Source organism: uncultured Kordia sp. (genome assembly GCF_947496985.1).
In the GTDB taxonomy this organism is placed as follows: domain Bacteria; phylum Bacteroidota; class Bacteroidia; order Flavobacteriales; family Flavobacteriaceae; genus Kordia.
The window spans coordinates 250,383-269,742 of the sequence record NZ_CANMEZ010000002.1 but is presented as its reverse complement, the minus strand read 5'-3'; the positions used below and the strand labels follow the sequence as shown (position 1 = coordinate 269,742).

The following is a 19,360-nucleotide window of genomic DNA, read 5'->3' as shown; positions in this document are numbered from 1 at the left end:
TTTGTGACAAATAGGTTATTCTTTATTGATTGTAATACTATTTTAAGCTACGTGTTTTTTCAATCATTTTCTGAATTGCTTGTGAAATAAAAATACTCATCATCACAAAACCCATAAAAAAGAAGAAACCATTTTGAAGTTCAGAATTGTTTGTGGTCAAAACCGTTAAACTTGAACCCATATTTTCAAGTTGATCTAACTGACTTGAAATGATACCTGTAAAGCCAATATACGACATGAAAATTGCCACAACTAATACATCTGCCATTGACCATTTTCCACTTTTAAATACTAAAAAGTGAATAATTTTATTGTTTTTTAAAACACGTTTGAAAATAAGTAACAAGCTGGAAATGAGTTTGGATACAGGAAAAATAACACTAAATAATAGCACCAGTATGCCAACAATCATGACTTTGATTTTCCCTTGTGCAAGCATCACTTTTGAAACTTCCATGATACTTTTACTTTTATAATATAGTACCTGATCTGTAAATGAAATAGGTTCGCCCATTAACTGTAATTCCATAGATGAAATTCGTGCATCAATAGCAATCATTGGAAGAAAAACACCTAAAATAAGTAAATGTAAAGCCGCTAAAATGTATAAGGTGATTTCAAAATTAGAGTGATTATTCTCGAAGAATATAAGTGTTAGAATACATAAAAATGCAGTAAGCAAAATAAAATTCACTCCGTTTTGTGTATCATTACTTTCTTTTATTTGACTTGAAATTAACATTTTGCAATCATCACCTGATTGTGCATTGTATTTCGAAATAATAGTATTGTAAGTGGAATAATCTATTTTTTGAAAAGTTCCGTCGGTATATGTGTTTATTTGCTCAAGAATATATTTTTTTATGTTTTCACGATTTTCATCATTCTCTAAAAAATCAAGAATATCTTCTGTAATCACAGGAACATGCTCTTTCAATTCCCCAAAAATTTCAAAAAAATCAGCACCAAAATTCTTTAAAGAAAAACCAAAATCTGCTTTCCGATCGTTTTCGGCTTTATATGTTGTTTCAAACTTATCAATAGATTGGTATAAAAATGTTTTAATTTTTATACGCGCTTCTTTCCGGTCGTTTCCAGTAAGCTTTAATTCTTTAAGTTTCTTTGTGATAATTTCAGCAAACTGTTCTTCCCATTGATCAATATTAAACATGCCATATTTAATATCTGAAAGTTCAATAACATCCGCTTGTAATACCCTTTTTTTATTTTCTAAATTATAGGATGTAATCGTTGCAAGACTTATGATGATAAGTAATACAATTAAAATACTGTTTGAAATGGTCTTTTTTTGCACGTTGATTGGTTTGGTACGTATTCAATAGACGAACAAATGGACTTTTTGTTTCACTCAGTTGTATATTCCAAACCTATTTTGACCTTTACCCTATCTATAATTTGGATTAACTGATTACTAAATGCTAATGGTAATTTTGAACTTTCTGTTACTCCATTTTGAATACACGTGTTTACTTCTTCAATTTCATGAAAATATCCGTTTCCAATATGTGGAAGTTCAAAAACAGTTTCAGCACCATCTTTTTGTAATGTCAAGGTCGTAGCCTGATGAAATCTACGATGTAATTTAATACTTCCTTTTGTTCCGTGAATATAAGCTTCGGTTGGTGTATTGGTTTCAAAAGTAGACTCTAATACTGCTTTTGAGTTATTTTTATAATTGAATAACATTGTACAAAAACTATCAACTTCTGTAACCGTCATTCGCGCCATAGCGTTAATATCTGTGGGAATTCCTAATACTAATAAGCTTAAGAAAATAGGATAAATTCCAATATCTAACAACGAACCGCCAGCTAATTTTTTATTATACAAACGACTTTCTATATTGAATTCACTTCGAAAACCAAAATCAGCATGAACACTTATAATATCTCCAATTATTTTTTCATCAAGAAGAGCTAACAATTTTTCAATAGTAGGCATAAATCGTGTCCAAATGGCTTCCATTAAAAACAGGTTTTTAGCTTTTGCTTCTTGAATCATGGTTTGAGTTTGTTGTGCGTTGATTCCCATTGGTTTCTCACATAAAACAGCTTTATGATGCTGTAAACACAACATGGTATTTTCAAAATGAAATGTATGTGGAGTCGCAATATAAATCACATCAATCTCAGAATCATTTACAATTGCTTCATATGAGTCATATGCTTTGCGCGCGTTGTATTTGGTAGCAAAATTGGTTGCTTTTTCTAAAGATCGGGAGGCAACTCCGTATAATGTAGAAGTTTCAGAAAGTTGTAAATCGGCAGCAAATTTGTTTGCAATTTTTCCTAAGCCAATAATTCCCCAATTCGTTTTTGTATTCATTCAGTATGGTTGTTGTATAATTTGTTGAAAAGATACTAAATACTTTTTGATGAATTGAGTCAGAAATTGGCTCTATTTTTTCAAGATTCCCAAATAAGCCTTCCAAGGACCAACTTCAGTAGTGTATTGCTTTGCCATTACTCTAGCTATTTGTGCAATATGACCCAAATCGTGCACGGTCCAAGTGGCTAACAATTGTTGTAAATTAACTTCTCCCAATTCAGGATGTATTCCTTTTTTAAGTAAATCATTTTCAGTGATTTTAAGCTGAGCTAAAATTTCTAAATTATACTGTCTAAACTTAGTAAATTCAACTAATAATTCTTGAATAGACTTGCCGTTGCTTGCCTGTTCTTGTGCAAATCGGTCAAAGGATTCAAAAGTTTTATCTTCTTTGTCAGATAAAATAATTTTAGCACGAACTATCCAATCGGTTTTTTCTCCATGAATCAAGTGACCAATAATATCATAAGGACTCCACGTATTTTTTCCTTCGTTGTGAAATAGCCAATCATCAGATAAATCATGTAACAATGTCCTCAGCGTTTCAGGAGTTTTTTGGAGTATTTCTATAGATTTTTGTAGATTGAAAGTCATTTACATTATTTTTTAAACTATGTCGAAGTTAATTTTTTCAGACGAATCAATGTAATAATAGCAATTACTAATATTCCAATTCCTGCGCCTTTACATATGCCATGTATAAAATCTGGAATTTGAATATAATGATTTACAATTTGTGATAGGGAAATTATGGATATTCCTAAAACGATGAGTATCATCAATTTTTTTTGATTTGTATATTTCATGTAGCTATTTTGATGAATTCAGATGGTAAATACATTAAGACCTTCCTAACGTATATTACTATTAGTACATGCTTGTTTAAAATATTACACAAAAAAATAAATTATTTTAAAATTATACTGAAATACCAGCACCAGCGCCTGCACCGCTGTTATCATCGTCATCATGTTTTCTATGCTTTTTCCAGATTTCATCATCTCTAGCTTCATCATCGCTAAAATATTCATCGTCTGAAAATCCGCTATCAGGTAATTTTTTAGTTTTTTCAAATTTATGACTTTGGTTACAGCGACGACAAAGTGGTCTCAATCTTGTTGGATCGTCATGATCTGCTCGTATAGCACTGGCACTTTTTTTGAGTCTTTTTAATCGGGCAAGTCGTGTACTCCATTTAGGGAAATGATCGAGTTGTCCTGAAACGATTTTGTGTCGTTTTCCAGATTTACTAGTATAATAAGTTTTGATTTCTCTCCCTTTTCTATCTGCCAAAGGTCTTCCACAACCTGGGCAAACATAATTACCGCTTTTATTTCTAGGTGCTTTAGTAATTACTCTTCTACGTAATGCTTTGCTAAACGTATGCCTGTGTTTTCTTCTTTCGGCAGGTGGTTTCCACTCACCACCGTCACTATCATCATCTGAATCTTTCTTTTTTCTTTTTTTGCCTAATTGAACCGTTTTATTGACTTGAAGTTGCGTGATGTCATTTGCATTTTTCAATGCTTCAGTTTGTGTAGTGGCTATTATTTTTTGTTGAATAATAGCTTTAGGTCTATTATCAACAAATTGAAACGCATTATTAGTGTCTTCTTTTTTTTGAGAAACACTATTTGCTACTGATTGACTTTTATTTTGTTGTTTTTTATAATCGCTTGTATGCATAAATAACACCTTCGTGTAAAAATTACACAGAAAAGATATAAGATATATTGGGTAAAAAAAAGATAAATAATCTTGTAAATTACTACTGTCTACGAATTGTATACGCTTATGCCAATTATTTCTAAACTCTTACTCAACATAAGGCTTCTCATTATATTTTACTCGATATAACATCATGAATTCTTTAACATATGCCTTGTAGACTTGTTTAAGGGTTATTCATTTTTGTTAAGCTGATTAATTTCTCAATTTTGAATTGTCATCAGGGCAATAGAATACATCGGTTTAGTAGGTTATATTGAATAAAAAAAGTCACTTCCATAGCAATAGAAGCGGCTTTTTGAATATTTGATTAAATATAACTATTTGTTTCGTCCTTTTAGTAATCCTAACATTGTTTCAACACCAATACCAACGTAGGTGCGATCTTTATTAATTTGTAAAACCGGAGAAAGCGCCATTCCAAAATAGCGTGTAAATGGAAATTCTATTTTTGGATTAATGGTAAAGCTTATAGTGTTATATTCACGATAATCCCAAGTGTAATTTCTGGAAAGTAAAAAACTATTTATAGGTTGCCAATTTACAGGTTCTTTAATTTTAGTGAAACCTATTCCTGCGGACAAATTTAAACGAATTGTTCCACTTTGATTGAATTTATATATTCTTCCACCCATGATATGATAGGTTTCTAAATGATTAAAAGAACTAAATAATGAAAAAGCATCAAAAAGGCCTAAAGAAAAATCATCGGGTTTTGAGTCAGGTTCTTGTATATATATGCTATAGCCAAATTTGAAAGCATATTTCTCCTTATATACATAATCTAGATTCATACTAAATCCGAAATAATTTCCAAAATTTAAACCTGTTGTTGTATATATAGCATGGTTTTCACCAAACTGAGCGTTTATTGTTTGTATGCTTATAATAAACAATAACGTTAATATGATATGTTTCATGATGTAAGTAAATGAATAGTTTGGTTGAATTTCAGAACGAAACCAACCGTATTTTATGTTTAAATTATTCGATAATTTAAATGAATGTAGCTATGTTAAAGATAGTTTTTTATTTGAAATGAAAAATATTATAAACGAAAAAATATTTACTACAATCATGTGTTTCAAATTTAGAGCTATAAAAAAACCGCTTTTGTAACAACACAAAAGCGGTTTTTAAAATATATAACTACCTTCTGAATCTTACAATCCGAAAGCTGATTTTACGTTGTCTACGTAATCTAATTTTTCCCAAGTGAATAACTCTACATCTAAGGTTTTACTTTCTCCATTTGGAGTAACGAATGTTTTAGAAACAACTTCGTTTTTACGTCCCATGTGTCCGTAAGCAGCTGTTTCACTATACATTGGTGTGCGTAATTTTAAACGACTTTCAATTGCCGCAGGGCGCATATCAAATACTTCTTTTACTTTTTCTGCAATTTCTCCATCATTTAAGTCAACTTTTGCAGTTCCGTATGTGTCAACAAAAATCCCCATAGGTTCAACAACTCCAATAGCATATGAAACTTGTACTAAAATCTCGTCAGCAACTCCGGCAGCAACTAAGTTTTTTGCTACGTGACGTGTTGCATAAGCAGCACTTCTATCTACTTTACTTGGATCTTTTCCAGAAAACGCTCCACCACCGTGAGCACCTTTTCCTCCATAGGTATCTACAATAATTTTTCTTCCTGTCAATCCAGTATCTCCATGTGGTCCACCGATTACGAATTTTCCAGTTGGGTTGATGTGATACTTAATATCATCACCAAATAAAGCTTGAATTTCTGGTTTTAATTTTGCTTTTACACGTGGAATTAAAATCTCAACGATATCCTTACGAATTTTTGCCAACATTACTTCATCTTCATCAAAATCGTCATGCTGTGTAGAAATTACAATTGCTTCTACTCTTGAAGGTGCATTATTGTCATCATACTCAATTGTTACCTGACTTTTTGCATCTGGACGTAAATATGTGATATCTGCATTTTCTCTACGCAAAGCAGCCAATTCAATCAACATTAAATGTGATAAATCTAACGCTAAAGGCATCAAGTTTTCAGTCTCTTTTGTAGCATATCCAAACATCATTCCTTGGTCACCAGCACCTTGTTCTTCTTTTGTAGCTCTGTCAACACCTCTGTTAATATCGTCAGATTGCTCATGAATAGCTGATAAAACACCACAAGAATTTCCATCAAACATGTATTCGCTTTTTGTGTAGCCAATTCTGTTAACTACTTCTCTAGCAATCTTTTGAACGTCTAAATATGTGTTTGATTTTACTTCTCCTGCTAAAATAACTTGCCCAGTAGTAACTAAGGTTTCACAAGCTACTTTTGACTCAGGATCGAATGCTAAAAAATTATCAATTAAAGCATCAGAAATTTGATCTGCTACTTTGTCTGGATGTCCTTCTGAAACTGATTCAGAGGTAAAAAAATATGACATAATAAATCTTCTTTTTATAAAATTATAAAGTTGGGAAAATAAAAAGTGATTGCTTGGTCGGCTAAAGAAGTATAAAATTACTGCTTTAGCATTTTTTATTATTCTGAAATTTATTTTCAGAATCCAGTCTATAAATTATAAACTAGGTACTGAAACAAATTCAGTACATGAGGTTGCAATCAGTTCAAATTTTTCCTCAAAATCAGGTGCAAATGTATGAAAATCTGATTAGATATAAACAACAAAAAAATATAAATTAACATTTGGTTATAAAACTGTTAAAAAGTAAAAAAAAATGAAAAACATTTGGATATTAAATAATTATGACTTTACCTTTGTAGCAAACAAAGACGAAAAATGTTTAAAAAAGTTTCAAATATGATGTGTTGTATGATGTGTAGCAGAAATGCCGCAGAGGACACTATTGTATTACGCTAACTTTAAAAAGCATTCCACAATAATATAAAGCCTCTGCATTTGCAGAGGCTTTTTTCATGATTATATTTTAAGTTAATTTTTTTTCAAAAAACCAAATGAACACAATTTTTCAAATAGCGGAAATCAAAACAACAATGACAATGTGTTGTTGTATGATGACTATGTGCATGATGTGCTGTAGTCTACTTCGCTATTATCGAAAAGTTCCAGATAAATACTAACCCATTTATCGTTTTAGAAAAAAGGTCCTTTTGGTAATATACTTCCAAAAGGACCTTTTTATTTGGTTGAAAACAAGAAAAGAGCAAATAGAAAACAAATACATAAAAAAATAAAAACAAGAAAACATGAGTACACAAAAATTCGCAACAAAAGCATTACATTCAGGGCATGATACTACACAAAATGGAGGAACAAGAGCTGTCCCAATTTATCAATCTACGGCATACGTATTTAATAATTCGGATCATGCATCAAATTTATTTTCCTTAGCAGAACCTGGAAATATTTACACCAGAATCAATAACCCAACAAACGATATATTAGAACAGCGTTTAGCTTCTCTTGAAGGTGGAATAGCCGCAGTAGTTACTGCTTCTGGAACAGCTGCCATCGCTACAACATTCCTAACATTGCTAAGAGCTGGAGATCACATCGTAGCTTCCAATAGTTTATATGGAGGAACGTACAATTTACTCAATGTTACCTTGCCAAGGCTCGGAATCACAACAACATTTGTAGATCCAAATGAAGAAAATAGTTTTAGTGACGCTGTACAAGAAAATACTAGAGCTGTTTTTATTGAATCATTAGGAAACCCAAAATTAGATGTGTTAGATATTGATGCAATTTCTGCGCAAGCCAAAGCAAACAAACTACCACTCATCGTTGACAATACGATTGCTACTCCTTACTTATTGAATCCTATCAAACACGGCGCAAATATTGTTATTCACTCACTCACAAAATACATTAACGGAAACGGAACTGCTTTAGGAGGCGCTATTATTGACGCTGGAACTTTTGATTGGACCAATGGAAAATTTCCAGAATTTACAGAACCTTCAGCTGGTTATCATGGTTTAGTGTACAGTGAAGCTTTAAAAGAAGCTGCATTTATTGCAAAAGTTCGTATTGAAGGATTGCGTGATTTTGGTTCGGCATTAAGTCCGTTCAATGCGTTTCAAATTATTCAAGGATTAGAAACCTTGCCAATTCGTATCAAACAACATAGTGAAAACGCTTTAGAATTGGCTAAGTGGTTACAAACACAAGAAGCTGTTGCTTGGGTAAATTATCCAGGATTGGAAACAAGTGATTATAATACTTTAGCGGAAAAGTACTTGCCAAAAGGACAAAGCGGAATTGTTACGTTTGGAATTAAAGCAGGATACGAAGCAGCAAAACGAATTGCAGATGAAACAAAAGTCTTCTCACTCTTAGCAAATATTGGAGATACCAAATCACTTATTATTCATCCAGCAAGTACAACGCATCAACAACTAACAGAAGCACAACAAGCTTCAACAGGTGTGACACAAGATTTAATTCGTTTATCAGTTGGATTGGAAGACGTAGCAGATTTAAAAGCAGATTTACAAACGGTATTTGCAAACATAACAGCAGGAATTCCAGCATCATAAGAAGGATATCATGGGAAAACGAATTGCACATATTACCATTACAAATTTTTTTACGGAAAGTGGCGCGTACTATCCGAGCTTAAAGTTGAGTTATCAATTTTTTGGAACGGATAGCGCGGGCGCACCTATTGTAATGGTAAATCATGCGCTGACAGGAAACTCAGAAGTAACAGGCGAAAACGGTTGGTGGAAAACATTAGTAGGACCAGAAAAATGTATCAATACAAATCATTTTCGTGTATTAAGTTTTGACATTCCTGGAAATGGATTTTCAAAAGAAACGGCATTGATTACCAATTATAAAGATTTTGTAGCAAGAGATATTGCTAAGATTTTTATCAGAGGTTTAGAGTATTTAAAAGTGAATACACTTTTTGCCGCTATTGGCGGATCGTTAGGAGGTGGAATTGCTTGGGAAATTGCTGTGTTAGAACCAAATTTAATACAACATTTAATTCCGATTGCTTCTGATTGGAAATCGTCCGATTGGTTGATTGCGAATTGTTTCTTGCAGGAACGAATTCTAGAAAATTCGAGCCATCCAATTGAAGACGCACGTATTCATGCCATGTTGTGTTACCGAACACCTTTATCGTTAAAGGCAAAATTTCAGCGAACGCGAAACAAAGAAAAAGACATTTTTAATACAGAAAGTTGGTTGTTGCATCATGGTGAAAAATTGCAAGCTCGGTTTCAGTTACCAGCTTACAAATTAATGAATCAGCTATTAAAAACAATTGATATTACCAGAGCACGCGAACCTTTAGAAAAAGTAATTTCAAACATAACATCTACAATTCACATGATCAGTATTACTACAGATGTGTTTTTTACTGCAGCTGAAAATAGAGAAACATATGAACGGTTAAAGCATATCAAATCAAATATTTATTATGATGAAATTGATTCGATACACGGCCATGATGCTTTTTTAATAGAATACGAACAATTAAGTCAATTACTCAGAAATATATTTAGAGTGCCATCAACATCAAAAGTGTAAAAGGAAAAGAAAAAAGATATGAAAATTTTAAAATTTGGCGGAAAATCGCTTGCGAACGGAAAAGGGATACAAACGGCAATTCAAATCATAAAAAACAAAGCAACACAGCAAGAAAATATTGCGGTAGTACTATCGGCACGAGGAAATGCTACAGATGAATTGTTAGAAATGTTGGGGAAAGCATCTCGAAAAGAATCGTATCACGAACAATTATCAGCGTTTAAAGCATACCAAGGTCAAATAGACAGATCTTTAGATTTTGCGGAAGAATTTACAATTTTAGAAAATCTATTTCAAGGCGTTTCTTTATTAGGAGATTATAGTGAAAAAATAAAAGATCAAGTGGTTTCGCAAGGTGAAATTATTTCAGCAAAGTTGGTGACAAATTTACTTAAAAAAGAAGGTGTAAATGCACATTTTACAGATACTAGAATACTTATAAAAACTGATGATGCTTTTGGAAATGCGCGTCCTTTAGATGTGATTTCAAGAAAAAATATCATCAACCATTTTAAATCACACAATGGAAATACCGTTAACATCGTTACAGGATTTATTGGTTCTAACCAACATAATGAAACGACAACTTTTGGGCGAAATGGAAGTAATTATACAGCAGCTTTATTGGCGAATTTTTTGGATGCTGAAGAATTACAAAATTACACCCATGTTGACGGTATTTTTACTGCAAATCCTGAATTAGTTTCAGATGCAAAAAAAATAGAAGCATTGTCATTCAATGAAGCAAACGAATTGGCAAACTTTGGCGCTAATATTTTACATGCAAAAACCATTGTTCCGTTAATAGAAAAAAATATCCCGTTACGAATTTTGAATACGTTCAATAGTGCCGATAATGGAACAATAATTACACAAAAAACAACTACAAAAGGAATCAAATCAATTTCTGTGTTGGATAATGTAGCATTGGTTAATTTGGAAGGAAGAGGTTTGTTAGGAAAAATTGGCGTGGATGCTCGAATTTTCAAAACTTTAGGCGAAAATGGTATCAATGTGAGTATTATTTCACAAGGTTCATCTGAACGTGGTATCGGAGTTGTTATCAATGCCGACGAAGCTTCGAAAGCTATAGTTGCTTTAGAAAGAGAGTTTGAAAATGATTTTTATACAAAAGATGTCAATAAAATATCTGTGATGGATGATGTAGCTGTTATTTCAATTGTTGGGCAGGATTTAAGCGAATTTCATAAACCATATACGGCATTAATTAAAAATCAAATTGTTCCGATTCTGTTTAACAATACAGTTTCAGGTAAAAATGTGAGTTTGGTAGTGAAAAAATCACAACTACACAAAGCTGCAAATGTGATTCACGGTCAGGTTTTTGGGATTTCGAAAAAGATAAATATTGCAGTTTTTGGAAAAGGGTTAGTTGGTGGAACATTATTGGATCAAATCATCAAAAGTAAACAAGATATTTTAGACAAAAATAATATCAAGTTAAATGTGTTTGCTGTGGCAGATTCAAAACATGTGTACTTAGATAAAGATGGAATTGCAAATGATTGGAAAAGTGGATTTGAATATGAAAAAACAGCGTATACTTTACAGCAAATAATAGATTATGCAAAAGCAAATCATTTAGAAAATCTCATTGCGGTTGATACAACTGCAAGCAAAGAATTTGTACATAATTATATAAATTTAGTTAATAATGGCTTTGATTTGGTTTCGGCAAATAAAGTTGCAAATACAGTAGCGTATTCGTTCTATGAGGAATTGCGTATACAATTGAAAAAACATCAGAAAAACTATTTGTACGAAACCAATGTAGGAGCTGGTTTGCCATTAATTGATACCATAAAATTATTACATAAATCAGGCGAGAAAATCAAGAAGATACGCGGTGTGTTTTCAGGATCATTAAGTTATCTGTTTAATACATTTTCAGTAGAAGAAATTCCATTCAGTACGGTATTGCAACAAGCAGCTGCCAAAGGATATACAGAACCTGATGCACGTGAAGATTTATCAGGAAATGATGTTGCTCGGAAACTATTAATTCTCGCAAGGGAACTCGATTTGAAGCATGAATTATCAGACATCACAATTCAAAACTTATTACCAGCACATTTACAATCAATCAGGTTAGAACAATTTATAAAGAACATCACGGATTTAGATCAAACTTACAAACTCATCAAAGCAAATCAGCAAAAAAATCATGTGTTACGTTATGTTGGGGATTTATCTACAGAAACAGGAACCTTAGAAGTAAAATTAATTTCAGTACCCGAAAATTGTGCTTTGGGACAAATAAAGGGATCCGATTCTATTTTTGAAATTTATACAGAGGCGTATGCTGAGCAACCACTAGTAATTCAAGGAGCAGGAGCAGGAGCAGCGGTAACTGCAAGAGGTGTTTTTGGTGATATCTTACGTTTAACTGAAAAACTATGATTTTGAGATACTCAATCCCTTTTTTAAATATAAATTTTAATACTATAGGTTGATTCAGCATGTTTTAAAGTCTAATTTATAAACGAGTCAACAGCAAACAAATCAACAATTCAACAACTGAATTAAGTCAAAAAAAATGAATTCACAATATATTGAAACACAGGCAATCAGAACACAACTTGAACGCTCTGATTTCTTAGAACATTCTAATCCGTTATATCTAACTTCAAGTTTCATATTTGAAGATGCAGAAGACATGCGTGCTTCTTTTGCGGAAGAAAAAAAACGAAACATTTACAGTCGATTTACAAACCCAAATACATCAGAATTTGTTTCTAAAGTTTGCAAGCTTGAAGGTGCAGAAGACGGACATGCGTTTGCAACAGGAATGTCTGCCGTATTTTCAACCTTTGCAGCATTACTTGATAGTGGAGATCATATAGTATCTTCTCGTTCAGTATTTGGTTCAACACACAGTTTGTTTACGAAGTTTTTACCCAAATGGAATATTGAGACGAGCTATTTCAAAGTGAATGAAGTAGACAAAATAGAATCATTAATCAAACCAAATACAAAAGTATTATATGCTGAATCACCAACGAATCCGGCAGTTGATATTTTAGATTTAGAGATATTAGGTAAAATAGCAAAAAAGCATAATTTAATCTTTATCATAGACAATTGTTTTGCAACACCTTACTTGCAACAACCTATAAAATTTGGCGCTGACTTAGTCATTCATTCAGCAACTAAACTTATTGATGGACAAGGACGTGTGTTAGGAGGCGTAACAGTTGGTAGAGCCGATTTAATCCGTGAAATTTATCTCTTTTCTAGAAATACAGGTCCAGCATTATCGCCGTTTAATGCATGGATGCTCTCCAAGAGTTTAGAAACCTTGGTTGTACGTGTAGACAGACATTGTGAAAATGCATTAAAAGTAGCAGAATTTTTAGAGACTAATATTAATGTTTCTTGGGTAAAATATCCGTTTTTAAAATCACATCCACAGCATGAAATTGCTAAAAAACAAATGAAACTAGGAGGCAATGTAGTTGCTTTTGAAGTAAAAGGAGGAATTGAAGCTGGACGAAAATTTCTGAACAGTATACAAATGTGCTCGCTGTCAGCAAATTTAGGAGATACAAGAAGTATTGTGACGCATCCAGCATCTACGACGCATAGCAAACTTTCTTTAGAAGATAGGTTGGAAACAAGTATTACAGATGGCTTAATTCGTATTTCTGTTGGACTTGAAAATGTAAATGATATCATTGAAGATTTACAACAAGCATTAAATGTAGAATGATATTATCTAGTATGCTAAAAATTAACTCTTTTTAAACAAAAAAATGTATGCTCATATTAAAAATATGATATACATTTGAAATATTAATCTAGTAAGTCGATAGGTTAGTAGTTTTTTTGAAATAAATAGTGAAAATAAAGTAAAAGTTAACTAAAAATATATTCTGAGAAATCATCATAAAAGAAGTGATACCCTTTTGAAAAAGATGATAGAATAGTATAAAAAAAGGAAATAAAAATGGAGTTAGACATTCAAAAAATAAATAAAATATTACAAGAAAAAACACCCGAAGAAATCGTTTCATGGGCATTGCAACAAGGAGAAAAAGCTGTAGTAACTACAAACTTTAGACCGTATGAAGGAGCAATTTTACATGTGTGTACACAAGTAAAATCAAACATCGATGTTATTTGGTGCGATACAGGATACAATACTGAAAACACATACAAACACGCAGAAACGTTAATACAACAATTATCCTTGCAAGTAGATTTATATGTGCCAAAACAAACAAGAGCACATCGTGATATTATATTAGGAGTTCCTGGCGTAAACGATGAAAAGCATCAACTTTTTACAAAGCAAGTAAAATTAGAACCTTTCAAGCGTGCTATGGAATTTCACAAACCAACAATTTGGTTTACAAATCTACGTAAAGGGCAAACGGCTTTTAGAGATTCAATAGATATTGTTTCGCAAGGACAAAATGGTGTTTTAAAAGTAAGTCCTTTTTACCATTGGTCAGATGAAGCTTTGGATGATTATTTGGAAGCACATCAAATTCCAAACGAATTTGATTACTTCGATCCAACAAAAGTATTAGAAAATAGAGAATGCGGATTGCATTCATAAGATAAAATAACCTTTATAAAGGAATAAATATGACAAAACATCAAGCAAAATATACAATTTCCAACATGTGCATGTGTTGCAAATACATCTTTCTAAAAACAAAAGGAATATGAAGTAAAAGTCATATACATACTTATCATAAAAGTCCTTTTGAAACATACTTCATTAGGACTTTTTTCATATAGAACGATTTCGAAATATTAACCGATTAAAAAAGGAATTTAGTTCAAATAAAATCAAACAAATGCAAAGCTTTAGAACAGAAATAGAAAACCCAATTGTTGGAAAAGACATCATTGAATTAGCTGAAAAAATTCGTCAATTCAAAGAAGGGAAAGTAGATGAGGAAAAATTTAGAAGTCTACGATTAGCACGCGGTGTCTACGGACAACGACAACATGGAGTACAAATGATTCGTATCAAGTTGCCTTATGGAAAAGTTACAAGTGCGCAACTACATAGAATAGCAGATGTAGCGGATGAATATTCTACAGGGCGATTACATATTACAACACGACAAGACATTCAAATTCATTATGTCAGTTTAGATCGTACGCCAGAACTATGGGAGCAACTCGAAAAAGATGATATCACATTACGAGAAGCCTGTGGAAATACAGTCCGAAACATAACAGCAAGTGAAACAGCAGGGATTGACATTGATGAACCTTTTGATGTTTCTCCATATGCAGATGCTACATTTAAATTTTTTCTAAGAAATCCTATTTCTCAAGAAATGGGAAGAAAGTTTAAAATAGCGTTTTCGGCGACGGATAAAGATATAGCGCTGACGTACATTCACGATTTAGGATTCATTGCTAAAATAAAAAATGGTGTTCGTGGTTTTAAAGTACTCCTTGCTGGCGGATTGGGTTCACAACCAAGACATGCTGATGTATTGTACGAATTCTTAGCTTCGGATGAAATCATTCCACTCACGGAAGGTGTATTACGTGTATTTGATAGATACGGCGAGCGTGCAAAAAGAGGAAAAGCACGCATGAAATTTTTAGTCAAAGATGTAGGATTAGAGGCTTTTGCAAAATTAGTTGATGCAGAGCGAAAAGCGCTATCACAAACAAAAGTAGTTATAGATACAACTGAATTTGAAGTTCAACCAATATTTCAAAACAATACAATTAAAGAAGTCAGTATTGATGATAAGAAAGCGTATGAAGCTTGGGAAAAAACAAACGTGATTCCGCAAAAACAGAAAGGATTGTTTGCTATTGGGATTCGTGTGCCTTTGGGCGATTTTTATACAGCTAAAGCTAGATTATTAGGTGATTTAATAAAAAAATATGCTGCGGATGAATTGCGTTTTACGTTACGTCAAAACATACTTATTAGACATGTTCGGGAAGCATTACTACCTTTTTTCTATCAAGAATTAAACAAATTAGGATTTGCAAAATCAGGGTATAACAAGTTGGTAGATATTACTGCTTGCCCGGGAACTGATACCTGTAATTTAGGAATTGCAAGTAGTACTGGAATAGCTCGTGAATTGGAAAAAGTAATAGCAGAAGAATATCAAGAACTCATTACCACAAAAGACATTACTATTAAAATAAGCGGTTGTATGAACGCTTGTGGACAACACAATATGGCAGAAATTGGTTTTCAAGGAATGACGATAAAATCAGGAAACTTAGTAGCACCAGCGTTGCAAATTCTTCTTGGAGGTGGAATTCTTGGAGCTGGAAATGGGCGTTTTGCAGACAAGGTATTAAAAATTCCTAGTAAACGTGGGCCAATTGCGTTGCGAGATATTTTAGATGATTTTAAAACAAATAGTATTGTTGATGAAACATTTCTAACCTATTACGAACGGCAAGGAAAACGATATTTCTATGACTTACTAAAAAGATTATCAGACAGTAAAAACCTTTCGGAAGCTGATTTTGTGGATTGGGGACATGAAAAACCTTATATAAAAGCTGTAGGAATAGGTGAATGTGCAGGTGTTGTAATTGATTTGATAGAAACCTTATTTCTGGAAAGTGAAGAAAAAATAGAAAATGCGTCGGAAGCATTCAGGAATCAGTTGTACAGTGATAGTATCTATCATTCGTACGCTGCAATTCTAAATTCAGCGAAAGCGTTATTACTTTCAGCCGAACAAAAAACAAACTCACACGCAACAATTATCAATCAGTTTGATGAGGTTTTTGTGGAAACAAAAAAAATAATACTACCAGATACGTTCAAGACATTTATTTATCAAATTCAAAAAAACACACCAACAGCAACTTTTGCAGAAAGGTATCTAAGAGATGCTGTTTGGTTTTTACAACAACTTAAAACTTACAGGAAGGAGGAGCGTACACATGCATAAACCAAAACTCACAGTATTAGGAGCTGGACCAGGTGATCCAGAATTGATAACACTCAAAGGAGTAAAGACCTTGGTAAGTGCTAATGTAGTATTGTATGATGCTTTAGTGAACAGAGAATTACTTACATATGCACCAAATGCAACACATATTTTTGTAGGTAAAAGAAAAGGGTTTCACAAATATCATCAAGATGAAATCAATGAATTAATTGTTAAAAATGCATATGAATTTGGACATGTAGTTCGATTAAAAGGAGGTGATCCATTCATATTTGGAAGAGGTGCGGAAGAAATTGAATATGCAAAAAAAAATGGATTAGAAACCGCTGTAGTTTCAGGAATAAGCTCAGCAGCAGCAGTACCAGCAAATTTAGGGATTCCATTAACAAAGCGTGGTATTTCGGAAAGTTTTTGGGTAATTACAGGAACAACTTCAGCCCGAAAACTATCAAAAGATGTAGTCTTGGCTGCGCAATCTTCAGCAACAGTAATCATTCTTATGGGAATGGGAAAACTCTCAGAAATCGTAAAATTATTCAAAATAGAAGGAAAGCATAAAACTCCAGTTGGGATTATTCAAAATGGAACCACAATTCATGAAAAATCAGTTTTTGGAACAGTAGACTCTATTGAGGGAAAAGTGAAACAAAAAAAAATAAGTGCTCCTGCAATCATTGTTATTGGAGAAGTTGTAAGCGAAGCAATTCAACAAATTGATACTCACACAACAATCAATAAAAAAGTATTTCCATTACAAAAAGTTATATAAAGCCATGGACAAAAATGAATTATATCCAATATTCTTAAAAGCGCATCAACTCAATATTCTCATTGTCGGTGGTGGAAATGTAGGTTTAGAAAAATTGACATTTCTGCTAAAATCGAGCCCAAATGCGAACGTAACATTGGTAGCACCATATATAAAAGAAGAAGTAAGAAGGCTTGCAAAAAAGCATCTTTCAGTAGCACTTATTAAAGACGCTTACGCGAAATTGTACTTAGATGAAAAACATATAGTCATAGCAGCTACGGATAATCAAGAAGTAAACTTGAATATATTTTCAGACGCTAAACAGCGAAACCTATTAGTAAACTTAGCTGATCAGCCACAATACTGTGACTTTTATTTAGGAGGAATAGTCACTAAAGGAAACGTGAAAATTGCAATATCAACAAATGGAAAATCACCCACAACAGCCAAACGATTACGACAATTTTTTGAACAAGTTATTCCAGAAAGTATCAATGAATTGGTACAAAACTTACATTCATACCGTAAAACGCTCAAAAATGATTTCGAATACAAGGTTGATACTTTAAACGAACTTACAGAAACACTATTAAACAAATAATAATAATAACAATCTCATTACTAAATACTAAAAATGATACAAACAGACATTCTTATCATTGGAGCTGGTCCAACAGGACTTTTCACTGTTTTTGAAGCAGGATTACTAAAACTAAAAACACATCTTATAGATGCATTGCCTCAACCTGGCGGACAATGTTCAGAAATATATCCAAAGAAACCAATTTATGACATTCCAGGTTTCCCAGAAATATTAGCAGGTGATTTAATTAAAAATTTACTCAAACAAATAGAATCATTTGAACCAGGTTTTACCTTAGGAGAGCGCGCAGAAACGATTGATCGTTTAGACGATGATACATTTATTGTAACTACAAACAAAGGAACCAAACATCATGCACCTGTTGTTGTAATTGCCGGCGGATTGGGTTCTTTTGAACCGCGAAAACCACCAATTGAAGGCATTGAAAATTATGAAGACAAAGGAATTGCGTATTTTATCCGAGATCCAGAAGTGTATCGTGATAAAAAAATAGTAATTGCTGGTGGTGGCGATTCTGCATTAGATTGGTCAATTTTCTTAGCAGATATTGCAGCAGAAGTAACATTAGTACATCGAAGAAATGAATTTCGTGGCGCATTAGACTCTGTAGAAAAAGTGCAAGAACTTAAAAATCTAGGGAAAATCAACTTGATTACACCTGCCGAAATTACAAATTTGCATGGTATAGATAAACTCTCAGGAGTCACAATTACTAAAAAGGATGAAAAGCCAATTCAACTAGAAATAGATCACTTTATTCCACTATTTGGACTCTCTCCAAAACTGGGACCTATAGGAAATTGGGGATTAGAAATAGAGAAGAACGCCATCAAAGTAGACAATTCATATGATTATCAAACGAATATTCCTGGTATTTATGCTATTGGAGATGTAAATACATACAAAGGGAAGTTGAAGCTTATTCTATCTGGATTTCATGAAGCGGCAATTATGTGCCAAAGTGCATATCAAAGAATTCATCCTGGAAAAAAATATGTTATGAAATACACAACAGTTTCGGGCGTAGAAGGGTTTGATGGTACTAAAAAAGAGGCGAAAAAAGAAATTGTACAAACCATTCATTAATTAGGATTCTATTAAAAAGTTTCAACTAAGTAAATTTACAATAAGTAAGGTGTTCCCGTAATTTATATGGAGAGATAAATAGTAACTTATTGATTATTAATCTTAAAACATTAAAAATCATGAAGAAAAAACAATTAAAAAGTTTAGCACTCAACAGAAAAACAATCTCTAACCTAGATGCTTCAAAAAGTATAGGAGGAAACACAACAAACTCAGTATTACAATGCATTAGAACTTTTGTAAATGCTAACGGAGTTAATATTTGTTTGCCTACGGCAGATTGTCAACGAACGGAGCAAAAAGAATGTGTTAGTGTATTTATTAGTTGCATCACTCAGACAGAATTCCCTACGTGTAGAGATTGCGAGTAGTCATTAAAATTAATAAAATTTGACCAAAATCATACATAAAATACAAGTAT

The 19,360-nt window shown here is 32.7% G+C and carries 17 protein-coding genes; 10 read left to right on the top strand and 7 right to left on the bottom strand.

Annotated elements, in window-relative coordinates; all coding sequences use genetic code 11:
• Positions 1-37 precede the first annotated feature (37 nt).
• From Q0828_RS06120 to metK, 7 genes are all read right to left on the bottom strand, one after another.
• The gene (locus Q0828_RS06120) at positions 38-1,315 is read right to left on the bottom strand and encodes a paraquat-inducible protein A (protein ID WP_298418595.1); all 1,278 of its coding nucleotides are present in this window, start codon (positions 1,313-1,315) and stop codon (positions 38-40) included.
• Between the two features lie 50 nt (positions 1,316-1,365).
• Positions 1,366-2,346 (bottom strand): Gfo/Idh/MocA family oxidoreductase, encoded by a 981-nt coding sequence (locus tag Q0828_RS06115; protein ID WP_298418594.1) that lies wholly within the window; start codon positions 2,344-2,346, stop codon positions 1,366-1,368.
• A gap of 72 nt (positions 2,347-2,418) precedes the next feature.
• On the bottom strand, positions 2,419-2,943 hold the full coding sequence (locus Q0828_RS06110; RefSeq protein ID WP_298418592.1) for a DinB family protein: 525 nt from the start codon (positions 2,941-2,943) through the stop codon (positions 2,419-2,421).
• Between the two features lie 17 nt (positions 2,944-2,960).
• A complete protein-coding gene (locus tag Q0828_RS06105; protein WP_298418591.1) occupies positions 2,961-3,128 on the bottom strand; it encodes a hypothetical protein in 168 nt (55 codons plus the stop codon).
• 139 nt (positions 3,129-3,267) lie between these two features.
• Positions 3,268-4,035, bottom strand: coding sequence for a hypothetical protein (locus Q0828_RS06100; RefSeq protein ID WP_298418590.1), 768 nt, complete (start codon positions 4,033-4,035; stop codon positions 3,268-3,270).
• Between the two features lie 362 nt (positions 4,036-4,397).
• Positions 4,398-4,997: a hypothetical protein gene (locus Q0828_RS06095; RefSeq protein ID WP_298418588.1), complete on the bottom strand. Its 600-nt coding sequence runs from the start codon at positions 4,995-4,997 to the stop codon at positions 4,398-4,400.
• Positions 4,998-5,240: 243 nt separating this feature from the next.
• Positions 5,241-6,494: a methionine adenosyltransferase gene (gene metK / locus Q0828_RS06090; RefSeq protein ID WP_298418586.1), complete on the bottom strand. Its 1,254-nt coding sequence runs from the start codon at positions 6,492-6,494 to the stop codon at positions 5,241-5,243.
• Positions 6,495-7,279: 785 nt separating this feature from the next.
• Between metK and Q0828_RS06085 the strand changes: the two genes are divergently transcribed.
• The 10 genes from Q0828_RS06085 to Q0828_RS06040 all read left to right on the top strand — a co-directional run bounded on the left by Q0828_RS06085 (position 7,280) and on the right by Q0828_RS06040 (position 19,310).
• Positions 7,280-8,575, top strand: a complete 1,296-nt coding sequence (locus Q0828_RS06085; protein WP_298418585.1) for an O-acetylhomoserine aminocarboxypropyltransferase/cysteine synthase family protein — start codon at positions 7,280-7,282, stop codon at positions 8,573-8,575.
• Positions 8,576-8,585: 10 nt separating this feature from the next.
• A complete protein-coding gene (locus tag Q0828_RS06080) occupies positions 8,586-9,578 on the top strand; it encodes an alpha/beta fold hydrolase (protein WP_298418583.1) in 993 nt (330 codons plus the stop codon).
• An 18-nt stretch (positions 9,579-9,596) separates the two neighbouring features.
• A complete protein-coding gene (thrA, locus tag Q0828_RS06075; RefSeq protein ID WP_298418581.1) occupies positions 9,597-11,999 on the top strand; it encodes a bifunctional aspartate kinase/homoserine dehydrogenase I in 2,403 nt (800 codons plus the stop codon).
• Between the two features lie 136 nt (positions 12,000-12,135).
• A complete protein-coding gene (locus Q0828_RS06070) occupies positions 12,136-13,308 on the top strand; it encodes an aminotransferase class I/II-fold pyridoxal phosphate-dependent enzyme (RefSeq protein WP_298418580.1) in 1,173 nt (390 codons plus the stop codon).
• Between the two features lie 237 nt (positions 13,309-13,545).
• Positions 13,546-14,160: a phosphoadenosine phosphosulfate reductase family protein gene (locus Q0828_RS06065; RefSeq protein WP_298418579.1), complete on the top strand. Its 615-nt coding sequence runs from the start codon at positions 13,546-13,548 to the stop codon at positions 14,158-14,160.
• A gap of 244 nt (positions 14,161-14,404) precedes the next feature.
• On the top strand, positions 14,405-16,498 hold the full coding sequence (locus Q0828_RS06060) for a HEPN domain-containing protein (protein ID WP_298418578.1): 2,094 nt from the start codon (positions 14,405-14,407) through the stop codon (positions 16,496-16,498).
• Positions 16,491-17,267, top strand: a complete 777-nt coding sequence (gene cobA / locus Q0828_RS06055; RefSeq protein WP_298418576.1) for a uroporphyrinogen-III C-methyltransferase — start codon at positions 16,491-16,493, stop codon at positions 17,265-17,267. The genes Q0828_RS06060 and cobA overlap by 8 nt, the downstream gene beginning before the upstream one ends.
• A 4-nt stretch (positions 17,268-17,271) precedes the next feature.
• Complete coding sequence (locus tag Q0828_RS06050; protein WP_298418573.1) at positions 17,272-17,850, top strand: bifunctional precorrin-2 dehydrogenase/sirohydrochlorin ferrochelatase; 579 nt, start codon at positions 17,272-17,274, stop codon at positions 17,848-17,850.
• Positions 17,851-17,883: 33 nt separating this feature from the next.
• Positions 17,884-18,939 carry an NAD(P)/FAD-dependent oxidoreductase gene (locus tag Q0828_RS06045; protein WP_298418572.1) on the top strand — a complete coding sequence of 352 codons (1,056 nt, stop codon included), beginning with the start codon at positions 17,884-17,886 and terminating at the stop codon, positions 18,937-18,939.
• Positions 18,940-19,058: 119 nt separating this feature from the next.
• Positions 19,059-19,310, top strand: coding sequence for a hypothetical protein (locus tag Q0828_RS06040; protein WP_298418570.1), 252 nt, complete (start codon positions 19,059-19,061; stop codon positions 19,308-19,310).
• Positions 19,311-19,360: the final 50 nt, after the last annotated feature.